Below are 13743 nucleotides of genomic sequence, written 5' to 3'. Positions count from 1 at the left end.
ATGAGCGCCGACCGCGCCCCTCCCCCGTCCCATCCGATCGCGGCGCTGCGCCGGCATACGGCGGCGCGGATCGGCCTCGGCCGGGCCGGCGCCGGATTGCCGACCGCCGCGCATCTCGATTTCGCCGAAGCCCATGCGCGGGCGCGCGACGCGGTGCATGCCGGCTTCGCCGCCGAGGCGATCGAGGCCGAACTTCTCGGCACCGGCCGCGCCGTGCTGCGCATCGCCAGCGCCGCGCCGGACCGCCCGACCTATCTGCGCCGTCCCGATCTCGGCCGGCGGCTCGGCGAGCCCGCGCAGGCGGCGCTGGAAGCGGCGGGGCGCGAAGGTCCCTTCGATCTGGCGCTGATCGCCGCCGACGGGCTCTCGGCCCATGCGGCCAATCTCTACGCGGCGGGCGTGGCGGCGGATGTCCTGCGCCTCCTGCCGGGCGACTGGCGCGTCGCGCCGATCCTCGTCGCCTCGCAGGCGCGCGTCGCCCTGTCCGATCCCGCCGGGGCGGCGCTGAAGGCGCGTCTCGTCCTGATGCTGATCGGCGAGCGGCCCGGCCTTTCGGCGGCCGACAGTCTCGGCGCCTATCTCACTTTCGCGCCGGAGCCCGGCCGCACCACGGATGCCGATCGCAACTGCGTGTCGAACATCCGCGAGGGCGGCCTGCCCCCCAGCCTCGCCGCGCCGAAGCTCGCGCGGCTCCTCACCCGCGCCACGGCGCTCGGCTTCAGCGGCACGCGGCTGAAGGACGAGGAGGATCTCATCGAGCACGCGGCACAGGCCGCGCTCGGAGCGGCGCCGGAGAGCCGCTAAGCGGCGTCAGCGGCGCGTCGCGGCCTTGCGCAGCGCCTCGATCTGGCCGGCATAGGCGGTCGGCCCGCCCTTGAACACGGCCGAGCCGGCGACGAAGGTGTCGGCTCCGGCCGCGAAGACCAGGGGCGCGGTTTCCGGCGCGATGCCGCCATCCACCTCGATCCGCACCGGGCGATCGCCGATCATCCGGCGCAGGCGCCGGATCTTCTCCAGCATGGCCGGAATGAAGGCCTGGCCGCCGAAGCCGGGATTGACGGTCATCACCAGCACCAGATCGACGCGGTCGAGCACATGTTCCACCGCCGTCTCGGGCGTCGCCGGGTTGAGCGCGACGCCGACCTTCTTCCCCAGCCCTCGGATCGCCTGGAGCGAGCGGTCGAGATGGCGCGTCGCCTCGGCATGGACCGTGATGAGATCGCAGCCGGCCTCCGCGAAGGCTTCGAGATAGGGATCGCAGGGCTCGATCATCAGATGGCAGTCGAAGAGCTTCGACGAGGCGCCGCGCAGCGCCTTGATGATCGGCGGGCCGAAGGTGATGTTCGGCACGAAATGCCCGTCCATCACGTCGAGATGGATCCAGTCCGCCCCGGCCGCGTCGACGGCCGCCACCTCCTCGCCGAGCCGCGCGAAATCGGCGGACAGGATGGAGGGGGCGATGACGAGGGGATGGGACATGGGATTTGCCCTGTTCGGAATGGGACGCGGCTTCGAAACCGGGTTTCTTCTCCCCGGCGGGGAGAAGTGCCCGGCAGGGCGATGAGGGGTCGGCGAAGCCGGGCGGCCGTCGGATCATCTCCATCGCCGCATGCCCCTCACCCGGTTCGCTTCGCGAACCACCCTCTCCCCGCAGGGGAGAGGAATGGCGCCTGCTCGTCGGGCGGCAGGGGCCTTACCCCTTCCGCAGCACCTCGATGCCCGGCAGTTCCTTGCCTTCCAGCCATTCGAGGAAAGCGCCGCCGGCCGTTGACAGATAGGTGAAGTCGTCGGCCGCGCCGGAGGCGTTGAGGGCGGCCACCGTGTCGCCGCCGCCGGCGACGGTGACGAGCTGGCCTTCCTTCGTCAGCCGGGCGGCGGCGAGCGCCACCTTGTTGGTCGCCGCGTCGAAGGGCTGGATCTCGAAGGCGCCGAGCGGGCCGTTCCAGAGCAGCGTCTTGCAGGTGCCGAGCGCGGCGACGATCGCGTCCACCGTCTTCGGTCCGACATCGAGCGCCATGGCGTCCGCCGGGATCGTCTCGATCTCGACGGTCTCGTTGGCGGCGCCCGCCTTGAACTCGCGCGCCACCACGACGTCGGTCGGCAGGTGCAGCGTGCAGCCCGATTCCTTCGCCATGGCCATCACCCGCTGGGCCGTGCCCTTGGCATCGGCCTCGAAGAGCGACTTGCCGACGTCGAAGCCCTGGGCGGCGAGGAAGGTGTTCGCCATGCCGCCACCGATGACGAGATGGTCCATCTTCGGCACGAGGAATTCGAGGACGCCGATCTTGGTCGAGACCTTGGCGCCGCCGACCACCGCCGCGACCGGGCGCTTCGGCTCGGTCAAAGCCGATTCCAGCGCCTGGACCTCGGCGAGGAGCGAGGGCCCGGCATAGGCCGGCAGCACGGTCGCCAGCGCATGCGTCGAGGCATGGGCGCGATGGGCGCAGGAGAAGGCGTCGTTGACATAGATGTCGCCGAGCGCCGCGAGCTCCCTGGCGAAGCCCGGATCATTCTTCTCCTCCTCGGCATGGAAGCGCAGGTTTTCGAGGACGGCGACATCGCCGTCCTTCAGCCCCGCCACCACGGCCTTGGCCGGCTCGCCGACGCAGTCAGGCGCGAAGGCGACCGGCGCGCCGAGGATCTCGCCGAGCTTGTCGGCCACCGGCTTCAGGGTGAATTCCGGGTCGGGCTTGCCCTTCGGCCGGCCGAAATGCGCGAGGATGACGATCCGCGCGCCTTTCCGGGCCAGCTCCTGGACGGTGGGCGCGAAGCGCTCGAGGCGCGTCGCGTCCGTCACCCTGCCGTCCTTCGCCGGCACGTTGAGATCGGCGCGGATGAGAAGGGTCTTGCCCTTCACGTCCACGCCGTCGATCGAGGGCAGCGCGGTCAACGCAGGATCTCCCGGGCCGCCTCGGCCACGCCCTCCGGCGTGATGCCGAAATGCTCGTAGAGCTTCGGCGCCGGGCCGGAGGCGCCGAAGGAGCGCATGCCGACGAAGCGGCCTTCCGTGCCGATGAAGCGATCCCAGGACATGCCGGCGGCGGCCTCGACCGCGACGCGCGGCGCGGTGCCGAGCACCTTGGCGCGATAGGCCGCGTCCTGCTCCAGGAAGAGCTCGTGGCTCGGCATGGAGACGACGGCGGCGCGAATGCCCTCCGCCGCCAGCTTGTCGGCGCCGGCCAGCGCGATCTCGATCTCCGACCCCGAGGCCATGATCGTCACCTGACGCTCGCCCTCGGCCTCGCGCAGCACATAGCCGCCCTTCGCCGTGCGGTTCTCGGCGATGTCGCCGGCGCGCACCGTCGGCAGGTTTTGGCGCGACAGCGACAAGACGGAGGGGCGGTGCGCGGTGAGCGCCACTTCCCAGGCCTCGGCCGTCTCGATCGCGTCGGCCGGGCGGAAGACCAGCATGTTCGGCGTCGCGCGCAGCATGGTCAGATGCTCGATCGGCTGGTGCGTCGGGCCATCCTCGCCGAGACCGATCGAATCATGCGTCAGGACGTAGACGACCCGGAGGCCCATCAGCGCCGAAAGGCGCATGCCGCCGCGCATGTAGTCGGAGAAGACGAGGAAGGTGCCGCCATAGGGAATGAAGCCGCCATGGAGGGCGAGGCCGTTCATCACCGCCGACATCGCATGTTCGCGGATGCCGTAGCGGATGTAGCGCCCGTCGTAATGGCCGGCCTGCACGTCGCCCATGCCCTTGGTCAGGGTGAAGACGGAATGGGTGAGGTCGGCCGAGCCGCCGACGGTGAGCTCGGTCGCGGCGTTCACCACTTCCAGCGTCGCCTCGGAGGACTTGCGGGTGGCGAGCTTCGGCTTCTCGTCGGACAGCTTCTGGCGATAGTCGGCCATCACCTTGGCGAAGTCGGCGCCGAGTTCGCCCTTGATTGCGGCGTCGAATTCGGCGCGCTTCTGCGAGGCGGCATGGCGCTTGTCCCATTCGGCGCTGGCGGCCGAGCCCTTCTTGCCGATCTCGCGCCAGCCCTGGAGGATGGTGTCCGGGATCGCGAAGGCTTCCGCCGTCCAGACCAGCTTCTCGCGGGTCGCGGCGATCTCGTCGGGGCCGAGCGGCGCGCCATGGCTCTTCTCCGAGCCGGCGAGCTTGGGCGAGCCGTAGCCGATGATGGTCTTGGCGGCGATCATCGCCGGCTTGTCGGACTTGCGGGCGCGCTCGATCGCGGCTCGGATCGCCGCCGCGTCATGGCCGTCGACGCGCTCGGCGTGCCAGCCGGCCGCCTCGAAGCGCTTCACCTGGTCGGTGGAAGTGGCGAGATCGGTCTTGCCGTCGATCGAGATGCCGTTGTCGTCGAAGAGGACGATGAGCTTGTTCAGCTTCAGATGGCCGGCGAGGTCGATCGCCTCGTGGCTGATGCCTTCCATCAGGCAGCCGTCGCCGCAGAAGACATAGGTATAGTGGTCGACGAGATCGTCGCCGTAGCGGGCGTTCATCATGCGCTCGGCGAGCGCCATGCCGACGGCGGTGGTGATGCCCTGGCCGAGCGGGCCGGTGGTGGTCTCGATGCCCAGCGCATGGCCGTATTCGGGATGGCCGGCGGTCTTCGAGCCGATCTGGCGGAAGTTCTTCAGCTGGTCGATCGTCATGTCGGAATAGCCGACGAGGTGATGCAGCGCGTAGAGCAGCATCGAGCCATGGCCGTTGGACAGGACGAAGCGGTCGCGATCCGGCCAGTCGGGCCGGGCGGGATCGAGCTTGATGAAGTCCCGGAACAGGACGCTGGCGACGTCCGCCATGCCCATCGGCATGCCCGGATGGCCGGAATTGGCCTTCTGCACCGCGTCCATGGCGAGCGCGCGGATCGCGTTCGCCATGTCGCGGGAGTCGCGGTCGGGTGTGGCATCCATGGGCTTGGTGGCGACTTGCGACATGCGAACCTCTCCGCTGATGGGGGCGCCCCGGACCCTCCTCGGACCGGCGGACGGGCTGGCCGGGAGATGACCGGCCGAGCCGCCCGACGCTTTAACGCGCCATTCGCATCAAATCCACCAGCCTCGCGCGCGCTCAGCCCGCCTTGGTGAAATATCCCTTGGCGGCCTCGACCTCCGCCTTCGAGCCGAAGACGAAGGGCGTGCGGGCATGGAGGCCGTCCGGCACGATCTCCAGCATGCGCCTCGCGCCGTCCGTCGCCGCGCCCCCGGCCTGCTCGATGCAGAAGGCCATGGGATTGGTCTCGTAGAGCTGGCGCAGCCGGCCGCGCTCGTAGCCCTTGCGCGTATCGCCCGGATAGAAGAACACGCCGCCGCGCCGGAAGATGCGATAGGCGTCCGCCACCATCGAGCCGACATAGCGCATGCCGAAATCGCGGCCGCGCGGGCCGTCCCGGCCGGCGTCGAGATCCTCGACATAGGCCCGGACGCCCGGCGCCCAGTGCCGCCGGTTGGAGGCGTTCACCGCATATTCCTTGGCGTCCTCGGGGATGGCCGGCGCCTTGCCGAATTCGACGAAGCCTTCCGCGCCCGGCGCGTGGAGGAAGACCTTCGTGCCCTGGCCGAGCGTCACGACCAGGAGGAGCTGCGGCCCGTAGATGAAGAAGCCCGCCGCGAGCTGCCTTGTGCCCGGCTGACGAAAGACCGTGGCCGGATCGGTGCGATGGCTCGCCTCCACCGGCAGGAGCGAGAAGATCGTGCCGATCGAGACGTTGGTCTCGATATTGGACGAGCCGTCGAGCGGATCGATCGCCAGCGCCAGCGGCCCGTCGCCGAAGGCCACCGCCTCGTCCTGCTCCTCCGAGCCGTAGAAGGCGACGGGCGAGGCCTTGGCGGCGGCGAGAAAGGCGCGGTCGGCGACGACGTCGAGTTCCTTCTGCATGTCGCCGCCGGCATTCTGGCGGTCCTGCCCGGCGGCGAGATCGTCCCCCGCCCCGCCGGCGGCGATGGTCGCCTGCACCGTGACGGCCGCCGCCGCGAAATGGCGGATCGTCTCCGCCACCGGCCGCAGTTCGGCCCGCGCCTCGGCGGCGGCGGTCAGGAAATCGTCAAGCGTCAGGGCCATGGAACGGCGTCCTCCTCGGAGCGGATGCGTCAGCAGAGCCGCGTTAGGCTTGCAGCGGCGCCTGGCGCAAGGCCGAAAGGTCCCGCGAGCCGGTGCAGAAGCAGGCGATGCGCAATTGCTCGATCACGGCGTGGAAATGCCGCGTCGCGGCCTCCGCCGAGCCCTGCGCCGCCGCGAGACCCGCCGCCGCCTGCCCGGCGAGATCGGCGCCGAGCCGAATCGCCTTCGCCGCGTCCAGCCCGTTGCGCACCCCGCCCGAGCCGATGATCGGGATCGTCGGACAGGCGTCCCGCACCTCCATGATGGCGCGGGTGGTCGGAATGCCCCAATCGGCGAAGAGCAGCGCCGTCGCCGCGCGGTCGGGATCGCTCGTGCGCTCGGCCTCGACCGCCGCCCAGCTCGTGCCGCCGGCGCCCGCGACGTCGATCACCGCGACGCCCGCTTCCTGAAGCCGCCGGGCGGTCGCGCCCGAGATGCCGGCGCCGACCTCCTTGACGATCACCGGCAGGCCGAGCTCGCGGACGAGGCGCTCGATGGCGGCGAGCACGCCGCGCCAGTTGCGGTCGCCGCCCTCCTGCACCGCTTCCTGCAGCGGGTTGAGATGCACGATGAGGCCGTCGGCTTCGATCATGTCGACCGCCCGGCGTGCCTCGGCGACGCCGTAGCCGGCGACGAGCTGCGCCCCGCCGAGATTGGCGAGGATCGGCACCGAGGGCGCGAGCCGGCGCAGGGACGCGTCGAGCCCGGCCGAGCCGCGCCCCTCGATCGCGATGCGCTGCGAGCCGACGGCGAGCGCGATGCCCAGCGCCTCGGCCGCCTCGGCGAGATGGGCGTTGATCCGCCCGGCCCGGTCGGGACCGCCGGTCATGGAGGAGATGAGGAGCGGCGCCTTCAGCGGCCGGCCGAGAAACCGCGTCGAGAGGTCGATCGCGTCATAGTCGAGTTCCGGCAGCGCCTCGTGGCGGAAGCGGATCGCGGCGAAGCCGGCTTCCGCCCGCTTGGCATCAAATCGCGGTGACAGCACGATATCGAGATGGTCGCTCTTGCGCGCTCCGATCCCGCTGCCGTCCCTGGTCCGCTCGAGCATCGACAAGAGGTTGCACTCCCGCAAACTTGTCGGAAATCGCCCTTGCGGCACTACGGCCACTTGGCACCCGATTCAATCGCAACAACTATCATAATGCGGCACGAAGCCGTGAGCGGCGTCAAGCCGTAGTTTCGACCGGCCTTGGAAAGCGATCGCTGCGGCATGACGCCAGACCTCAAGACAAGCCTGGATGCCATCCGAAGACGGATCGACCTGCGCCTGGAAGCGGTGCTGCCGCAGACGCTGGCCGGCCAGACGGCGCTGACCGAGGCGCTGCGCGACGGCGTGCTGGCGCCCGGCAAGCGCCTGCGCCCCCTGATGACGGTGGTGGTGGCCGAGGATCTCGGCGGCGCCACCGAGGCGGCGATCGATGCCGGCTGCGCGGTGGAGATGGTGCATGCCGCCTCGCTCGTCCTCGACGACCTGCCCTGCATGGACGATGCGACCATGCGACGCGGCCTGCCGGCGGTGCATATCGGCCATGGCGAGGACGTGGCGGTGCTCGTCGCGATCGGGGCGCTGGCCGGCAGCAGCCAGCTGCTCGCGACGATTCCCGATCTCGGCGCCGAGGCGCGGCTCGAGGCGATCGCCATCCTGTCGCGCGCCGTCGGCGTGCGCGGCCTCGTCGCCGGCCAGTTCGAGGACCTGCGCGGCGGAGCGGCGGAGCGGCCCGTCGCCCGCATCGCCGCCGCCAACGGACTGAAGACCGGCTCGCTCTTCAGCGCCGCCGTGGAGATCGGCGGCGTCATCGCCGGCGCGCGCGAGCCGGACCGGGCGGAACTGCGGCTCTTCGCCCAGGAGCTCGGCCATGCCTTCCAGCTCGTCGACGATCTGCTCGACCAGCTGGCGGCGGCGGCCGAACTCGGCAAGGATGTCGGGCAGGACCGCAACAAGTCGACCATCGTCGCGATGATGGGACCGGCGGCCGTGCAGCGCCGCATCGAGCGCCATGCGAGCGCCGCCGAGCGTTCGCTGGCTTGCGTCTTCGGCCCGGGCAGCCGCATGCAGGGTCTGGTCGACCTCGCCATCGGCGCGACACTTCGCGCGGCGATGCCGGCCGAACGGGCGCCGCGCCCGGCGGAAGCCGGCGCCGGCGAAAGGGAAGTCGGCCTGGCGTGAGCCGGGGCCGCAACGGAGCGAATCGATGGAGCTGACGAGCTGGCCGGTGCTCATCCTGGTGGCGCTGGCGACCTTTCTCGGCATGGAATTCGTCGCGTGGTGGACGCACAAATACGTGATGCATGGCTGGGGCTGGGGCTGGCACCGCTCGCATCACGAGCCGCATGACGAGCTTCTGGAGAAGAACGACCTCTACGCCCTGGTCTTCGCCGGCGTGTCGATCGTGCTCTTCGCGGTCGGCGCCTACGGCTATCCGCTCGTCACCGCGCTCGCGACCGGCATCCTCCTCTACGGCCTGTTCTATTTCATCGTGCATGACGGGCTGGTGCATCAGCGCTGGCCGTTCCGCGCCATTCCGCACAAGGGCTATGCCAAGCGGCTCGTCCAGGCGCATCGGCTGCACCACGCCGTCAAGGGCAAGGAGGACGGCGTGTCCTTCGGCTTCCTCTACGCCCCGCCGATCGACCGGCTCAACGCGCAGCTGAAGGCCTCCGGCGCGGTGGAACGCGAGCGCCGGGCCGAGCGCGAGGCCGTCAGATCCAGCGATGTGCCCAGAGCGCCGCCGGGCGCGGCGGCGGAGCGCCCGCCCGCCGGCTGAGCGCGACGCCCGCGCCCTTCGCGACATGGCCGAGCTTGGCGAGGCCGCTCGTCGCGACCCGGCCGTCCCAGGCGCCGGGTCCCCGCGCCACCACGTCGAGCCCGATCTGGCGATAGACGCCGAGCGCCGTCGCGATCGCCCAGGCCGAGCGGCGCGGCAGCGCGTCGATCCCGATCCGGGCCGAGGCGTAGAAGGGCTCGGCCGTCTCCACCAGCCGGCGCGCGAGGCGGGCGAGCCGCTCGCGGGCCTCGGGGTCCGTCAGATCCTCCCGGCTGAGGCCCGCCTGCCGCAGCCAGTCCTCCGGCAGATAGACCCGCCCGACCGTCGCGTCCGGCACGATGTCGCGGGCGATATTGGTGAGCTGGAAGGCGAGGCCGAGATCGGCGGCGCGGGTGAGGACGAGCGGATCGCTGGCGCCCATGATCCGCGCCATCATGGTGCCGACGACCCCGGCGACGCGGTGGCAATATTCGAGAAGATCCTCCAGCGTCGCGTAGCGCCGCTCCTCGACATCCATGCGGAAGCCGTCGAGATGATGGAGGGCGAGAGCGAGCGGCAGACGCCTCCGCCGCGCGACGAGCGCGAGGGCGCGGAAGGCCGGGTCGGCCGGCGTCGCCCCGGCGAAGGCGGCGCGCGTCTGTTCCTCCAGCTCGGCGAGGCGCGCCAGGGCCTCCGCCGCCGGAGGCGCCGCGCCGCCATGGCCGAGCGACTGGCCGTCCACCACGTCGTCGCAGTGCCGGCACCAGGCATAGAGCAGGATCGCGTCGGCCCGCGTCTCGGGCTCGAAGAGCCGCGCCGCCGCCGCGAAGCTCTGCGAGCCCCTGGCGATCGTTCCGGCCGCCAGCCGCAGCACCTCGGCGCGGTCGGCCGCCGCGCCGGCGTCAGGGGCGGACATGGGCGGCATCCGCGATCATCAGCGCCGCCGTCGCCTTGGCCGAGCCGACGACGCCCGGAACGCCCGCTCCCGGATGCGTGCCGGCACCGACGATATAGAGATTGGGAATGGCGTCGTCGCGATTGTGCGGCCGGAACCAGGCGCTCTGCGTTAGCACCGGATCGAGCGAGAAGGCGCTGCCAAGATGGGCGTTGAGCTCGCTGCGGAAATCCTGCGGCGTGAAGATGCGGCAGGTGACGAGATCGTCCCTGAGACCCGGAATATAGTGCCGCTCCAGATAGGCCAGGATGCGGTCGCGATAGAGCGGCCCTTCCTTCTCCCAGTCGAGGGCGGCATTGCCGAGATGGGGCACGGGCGCCAGCACGTAGAAGCTGCCCATGCCGGGCGGCGCCAGCGAGGGATCGGTGGCGCAAGGGTTGTGAAGATAGAGCGAGAAGTCGTGCGGCAGCGTCCGGCCGTTGAAGATCTCCGCGATGAGGTCGCGATAGCGCGCCCCGAAGCAGACCGTATGGTGCATGATCTCCGGCCGGTGCCGCTTCAGGCCGAAATAGATCACGAAGAGCGACATCGAGAACTTCTTGCGCCGCAGCCGCCGCGCCTCGGCCGCGCCGCGCGCCGTGCCCTTCAGTAGCGTCTCGTAGGTATGGACGACATCGGCGTTGGAGGCGACGAGATCGGCGTCGAAGCGCCGCCCGTCCTTCAGGACGACGCCCGTCGCCCGCCCGCCTTCCAGCGCGATGCGCTCGACATCGGCATTCAGCTCCACTCGTCCGCCGAGATCCTCGAAGAGCTTCGCCATGCCGCGCACCAGGGCGCCGGTGCCGCCGCGCGGGAAGAACACGCCCCAGCGCCGCTCCAGCGCGTGGATCAGGGCGTAGATCGAGGAGGTCGCGAAGGGATTGCCGCCGACCAGCAGCGAATGGAAGGAGAAGGCCTGGCGAAGCTGCTCGTCCTCGATGAATTCGGCGACCTTGGCATAGACGCTCTTCCAGGCCTGGAGCCGGGCGAGCTGCGGTCCCGCCCGCACCATGTCGCGGAACTGGAGGAAGGGCACGGTGCCGAGCTTGACATAGCCTTCCTCGAAGACCGCCTTCGAATAGTCGAGAAAGCGGCGATAGCCGGCGAGATCGCGCGGGTTTTTGGCGCCGATCTGTCGGTCGAGCTCGGCCTGGTCGTTGACGTAGTCGAAGCTGTAGCCGTCTTCCCAGCAGAGCCGGTAGAAGGGCGAGACCGGCAGGAGCTCGACATAGTCGGCAAGGCGCCGCCCCGCCCCCTCGAACAGTTCCTCCAGCGCGGACGGGTCGGTGATCACCGTCGGTCCGGCATCGAAGGTAAAGCCCTGATCCTCGTAGACATAGGCCCGCCCGCCCGGCTTGTCGCGCCGTTCGAGGAGCGTCGTGGCGATCCCCGCCGTCTGGAGACGGATGGCGAGGGCGAGGCCGCCGAAGCCGGCGCCGACGACGATGGCGCGCCGTCCGGGCAGCGTGCGGTCCAGCATCAGGCGTGTTCCTTCCGAATGGGGCGCGGGCGCGCGAGGGCGCCGAGCGCCCCCATGACCGGCACGGGGGGACGCCCGGCCAGGACGCGCAGCTTGTCGGGACCGGTGAGCCGTGCCGCGTAGAAGCGGGCGATCAGCTCGTCCGGCAGGCGATGGAAATGCTGGAGGATCTCGAAGCGGCGGCGCGGTTCGCCGGCGAAATAGAGCATGCGGTTCAGCGCCCGGAAGAAGCGACGCTCCTCCCAGCGCGCCATCGACCAGTCGCGGCAAAGGGCGAAGAGCGCCGGGGCCGAGAGGTCGGGCGCCGAGGCGATCCGGTCGGCGAGGCGCGCGGCGTCGGGCAGCGAATAGCCGGTCGTCGGATGGAAGAGCGCGGCGGCGAGCCCGCTCGCCGGCACGCCCGCCCGCGCCGCCCAGAAGGCCGCGATGTCGCCGTCGAGCGCGATCGGCAGGATGCCGTCCTCCTCGCGCATCACCCCGGCGACGCGCCAGCCGGCCGCCGCGCAGTAATCGGCGATCCGCCGCCGCAGCGCCGCGCGGTCGAGCGCCGCGCCGTCGGCATAATAGGTGTCCTCGACGAGGAGGTCGCTCGGGCCGAAGGGCAGGAGATAGACGAAGCGATAGCCGTCCTCCTGCGGCACTGTCGCATCCATCACGACGGGCCGGACGAGACCGTGCGGCGCGGCGAGGCGGAGTTCCTGGCCGAGGAACTTCTGATAGCCGAGATCGACATGCGGGCTCGCCGCATGGCCGCGCCCGTCGATCACCGCGCCGGCCTCGATGCGCCGGCCATCCGCGAGGGTGACGGCCTCCGGCGCGAGCCCGGCGACCCGTGCCCGCAGGCGCAGCGCCGCGCCGAGGCGGCCCGTCAGGAGATCGCGGAAGCGGTCGGAGGCGACGCTGCGATAGCCGGTGGCGATCCGCCGGCGCCGCGCCGGAAAGCGCACCTCGTAATCCGGCCAGGCATGGCACAGGAAGGGTGCGAGCCAGGCATTTTCCGCTGGCGTCAGGTCGTGCTCGTGGAAGGACCAGGTGTGGTTGCCGCCGATCGCCTCGCCGCCTTCGAGAAGGAGGAGCGACAGGTCGGGGCGCCGTTCGAGCAGGCGCCAGGCGATGAGCCCGTTGGCGAGGCCGCCGCCGACAAGGACGAGATCGAAGCGCTCAGGCAAGCGCGACCTGCCGCTCGACCGCATTGGGCTTCAGTGCGTTCTCGATGAGGTCCACCGCCAGTTCCGCTCCGCCCGCCTCGGCGATCTCGCGGCCGATCGCCGCCGCCTTGGCCCGGGCCGTGGATGACGCGAGGAGCCGCCCGATGGAAGCCTCGGCGCGACCGCAGGACACCATGACGCGGGACCGCGCCTCGCCGACCCCGTGATGCACGACGCGGGCGGCGACGCCCGGCTGGTCGAAGGCGATCGGCACGACGAGAAGCGGCACGCCCGCCGCCAGCGCGTCCATCACCGTGTTCAGCCCGCCATGGGTGATGCAGAGCGCCGCCTGGCGCATGACGGCCGGCAGCGACACGAAATCCGTGACATGGTCGGCGCCGGTCCTCGCCGCGTCCTTCGCGCCGAGGCGTCCGCAATGGGCGAGAAGCACCTGCGCGCCATGGTCGTGCGCGCCCCGCACCAGACGGCGGAACAGGCCGAGGCGATGCCCCTGCATGGTGCCGAAGGACAGGAAGACCAGCGGGCGTCCGCGCTCGATCGCGAGGGGCAGCGCCGGGGCGAGCGGGCTTTCGGCCCGGATCGGACCGACCGCGTGGAAGATCGGCGAGGCGGGGCGCGGAAAGTCGAAGCCCGGCACGGTCTGGGCGATGCGGAGCGTCGGCGACAGCCAGTCCTCGACGCCGCCGCGCGGCGCGAGGCCGAACCGTCCGGCCCAGGCTTCGATCACGCGGCGCTGCCGCCGCAGGAACAGGCGCGCCACCGTCTCGCCGCCGCGATTGCGCTTCAGCCCGTCCGGGCTCGGATCGAAGGACCAGGACAGATAGGGCAAGGGAATGCCCGGCGCCGGATCGATCGGCAGCGCCGCGGCGACCGAAGCATAGGGCAGGCGCAGATGCTCGGCGAGGAGGCCGGTGGCGGGCTCCATCTCGTCGCCGACCAGCATGTCCGGCTTCAACGCGCCGAGGATCGCCGGTCCGTCGCGGCAGAGCGCGTCGGTCAGCGCCGCGACATCGGCCACGGTGCGCAGGATGCCGAAGGGTCCGCTCGGCCGCGCCGCGCGCCGGACGATCGCCTCGAGGCCGCCTCGCCCCTCCTCCCGGACGGAGCGCAGCTCGGCATTGGCGACGACATGGCGCCTGACGCCGTCATTGACGAGGAAGGCGACGTGATGGCCGCGCGCGACGAGGCGGTCCGCGAGAGCCTCGAAGACGCGGATATGGCTGACGAAGGGGGATGGGATCAGAACGAAGCGCGCCATCGCCGACGAAGATAGCGGCAGGACCGGCGGCGGCGATGCCGGCGGCCCGGCCGCCGCGCTTTTTTGCGCAGGCGGGCGATGCACCGCGCGCGGACACGCAACCCGC

At 71.1% G+C, this 13743-nt stretch carries 12 protein-coding genes; 3 read left to right on the top strand and 9 right to left on the bottom strand.

Annotation, left to right across the window (positions count from 1 at the left end; all coding sequences use genetic code 11):
- On the top strand, positions 1 to 804 hold the full coding sequence (gene eutC, locus IEY14_RS09260) for an ethanolamine ammonia-lyase subunit EutC (RefSeq protein ID WP_188907918.1): 804 nt from the start codon (positions 1 to 3) through the stop codon (positions 802 to 804).
- Between the two features lie 6 nt (positions 805 to 810).
- Here the strand turns inward: eutC and rpe are convergent, their stop codons facing one another.
- From rpe to fni, 5 genes are all read right to left on the bottom strand, one after another.
- Complete coding sequence (rpe, locus tag IEY14_RS09255) at positions 811 to 1479, bottom strand: ribulose-phosphate 3-epimerase (protein WP_188907917.1); 669 nt, start codon at positions 1477 to 1479, stop codon at positions 811 to 813.
- Positions 1480 to 1693: 214 nt separating this feature from the next.
- Positions 1694 to 2890 (bottom strand): phosphoglycerate kinase, encoded by a 1197-nt coding sequence (locus IEY14_RS09250; protein WP_188907916.1) that lies wholly within the window; start codon positions 2888 to 2890, stop codon positions 1694 to 1696.
- On the bottom strand, positions 2887 to 4890 hold the full coding sequence (tkt, locus tag IEY14_RS09245; RefSeq protein WP_188907915.1) for a transketolase: 2004 nt from the start codon (positions 4888 to 4890) through the stop codon (positions 2887 to 2889). The genes IEY14_RS09250 and tkt overlap by 4 nt, the downstream gene beginning before the upstream one ends.
- 133 nt (positions 4891 to 5023) lie before the next feature.
- On the bottom strand, positions 5024 to 6013 hold the full coding sequence (locus tag IEY14_RS09240) for a class 1 fructose-bisphosphatase (RefSeq protein ID WP_188907914.1): 990 nt from the start codon (positions 6011 to 6013) through the stop codon (positions 5024 to 5026).
- A 43-nt stretch (positions 6014 to 6056) separates the two neighbouring features.
- Entirely contained in the window at positions 6057 to 7100 is a 1044-nt protein-coding gene (gene fni / locus IEY14_RS09235; RefSeq protein WP_188908130.1) for a type 2 isopentenyl-diphosphate Delta-isomerase, read from the bottom strand.
- A 162-nt stretch (positions 7101 to 7262) separates the two neighbouring features.
- Here fni and IEY14_RS09230 point away from each other — a divergent pair, with 162 nt between their 5' ends.
- Together IEY14_RS09230 and IEY14_RS09225 are read left to right on the top strand one after the other, a co-directional pair.
- Positions 7263 to 8219: a polyprenyl synthetase family protein gene (locus IEY14_RS09230; RefSeq protein WP_188907913.1), complete on the top strand. Its 957-nt coding sequence runs from the start codon at positions 7263 to 7265 to the stop codon at positions 8217 to 8219.
- A 25-nt stretch (positions 8220 to 8244) separates the two neighbouring features.
- On the top strand, positions 8245 to 8817 hold the full coding sequence (locus IEY14_RS09225; protein WP_188907912.1) for a sterol desaturase family protein: 573 nt from the start codon (positions 8245 to 8247) through the stop codon (positions 8815 to 8817).
- On the opposite strand, the gene IEY14_RS09220 is transcribed toward IEY14_RS09225, so the two are convergent.
- The 4 genes from IEY14_RS09220 to IEY14_RS09205 are packed head-to-tail and all read right to left on the bottom strand — an operon-like array spanning position 8753 to position 13637.
- The gene (locus IEY14_RS09220; protein WP_188907911.1) at positions 8753 to 9712 is read right to left on the bottom strand and encodes a phytoene/squalene synthase family protein; all 960 of its coding nucleotides are present in this window, start codon (positions 9710 to 9712) and stop codon (positions 8753 to 8755) included. The two genes, IEY14_RS09225 and IEY14_RS09220, sit on opposite strands and share 65 nt — an antisense overlap.
- Positions 9699 to 11210 (bottom strand): phytoene desaturase, encoded by a 1512-nt coding sequence (locus IEY14_RS09215; RefSeq protein WP_188907910.1) that lies wholly within the window; start codon positions 11208 to 11210, stop codon positions 9699 to 9701. The genes IEY14_RS09220 and IEY14_RS09215 overlap by 14 nt, the downstream gene beginning before the upstream one ends.
- The gene (crtY, locus tag IEY14_RS09210) at positions 11210 to 12379 is read right to left on the bottom strand and encodes a lycopene beta-cyclase CrtY (protein WP_244639401.1); all 1170 of its coding nucleotides are present in this window, start codon (positions 12377 to 12379) and stop codon (positions 11210 to 11212) included. Before crtY ends, IEY14_RS09215 begins: the two co-directional genes overlap by 1 nt.
- On the bottom strand, positions 12372 to 13637 hold the full coding sequence (locus tag IEY14_RS09205) for a glycosyltransferase (protein WP_188907908.1): 1266 nt from the start codon (positions 13635 to 13637) through the stop codon (positions 12372 to 12374). The genes crtY and IEY14_RS09205 overlap by 8 nt, the downstream gene beginning before the upstream one ends.
- Positions 13638 to 13743: the final 106 nt, after the last annotated feature.

The sequence above is a fragment of the Aureimonas endophytica genome (assembly GCF_014642635.1).
GTDB lineage: Bacteria > Pseudomonadota > Alphaproteobacteria > Rhizobiales > Rhizobiaceae > Plantimonas > Plantimonas endophytica.
The sequence above is the reverse complement of the archived record's forward strand: the minus strand, read 5'-3'. Positions and strand labels throughout refer to the sequence as shown.

What these genes read in the sequence shown, in the direction of transcription:
- IEY14_RS09215 (WP_188907910.1), bottom strand. Translation starts at nt 11,210, where the DNA reads ATGCTGGACCGCACGCTGCCCGGACGGCGCGCCATCGTCGTCGGCGCC.
- fni (WP_188908130.1), bottom strand. Translation starts at nt 7,100, where the DNA reads ATGCTCGAGCGGACCAGGGACGGCAGCGGGATCGGAGCGCGCAAGAGC.
- eutC (WP_188907918.1), top strand. Translation starts at nt 1, where the DNA reads ATGAGCGCCGACCGCGCCCCTCCCCCGTCCCATCCGATCGCGGCGCTG.
- tkt (WP_188907915.1), bottom strand. Translation starts at nt 4,890, where the DNA reads ATGTCGCAAGTCGCCACCAAGCCCATGGATGCCACACCCGACCGCGAC.
- IEY14_RS09230 (WP_188907913.1), top strand. Translation starts at nt 7,263, where the DNA reads ATGACGCCAGACCTCAAGACAAGCCTGGATGCCATCCGAAGACGGATC.
- rpe (WP_188907917.1), bottom strand. Translation starts at nt 1,479, where the DNA reads ATGTCCCATCCCCTCGTCATCGCCCCCTCCATCCTGTCCGCCGATTTC.
- IEY14_RS09240 (WP_188907914.1), bottom strand. Translation starts at nt 6,013, where the DNA reads ATGGCCCTGACGCTTGACGATTTCCTGACCGCCGCCGCCGAGGCGCGG.
- IEY14_RS09205 (WP_188907908.1), bottom strand. Translation starts at nt 13,637, where the DNA reads ATGGCGCGCTTCGTTCTGATCCCATCCCCCTTCGTCAGCCATATCCGC.
- IEY14_RS09225 (WP_188907912.1), top strand. Translation starts at nt 8,245, where the DNA reads ATGGAGCTGACGAGCTGGCCGGTGCTCATCCTGGTGGCGCTGGCGACC.
- IEY14_RS09220 (WP_188907911.1), bottom strand. Translation starts at nt 9,712, where the DNA reads ATGTCCGCCCCTGACGCCGGCGCGGCGGCCGACCGCGCCGAGGTGCTG.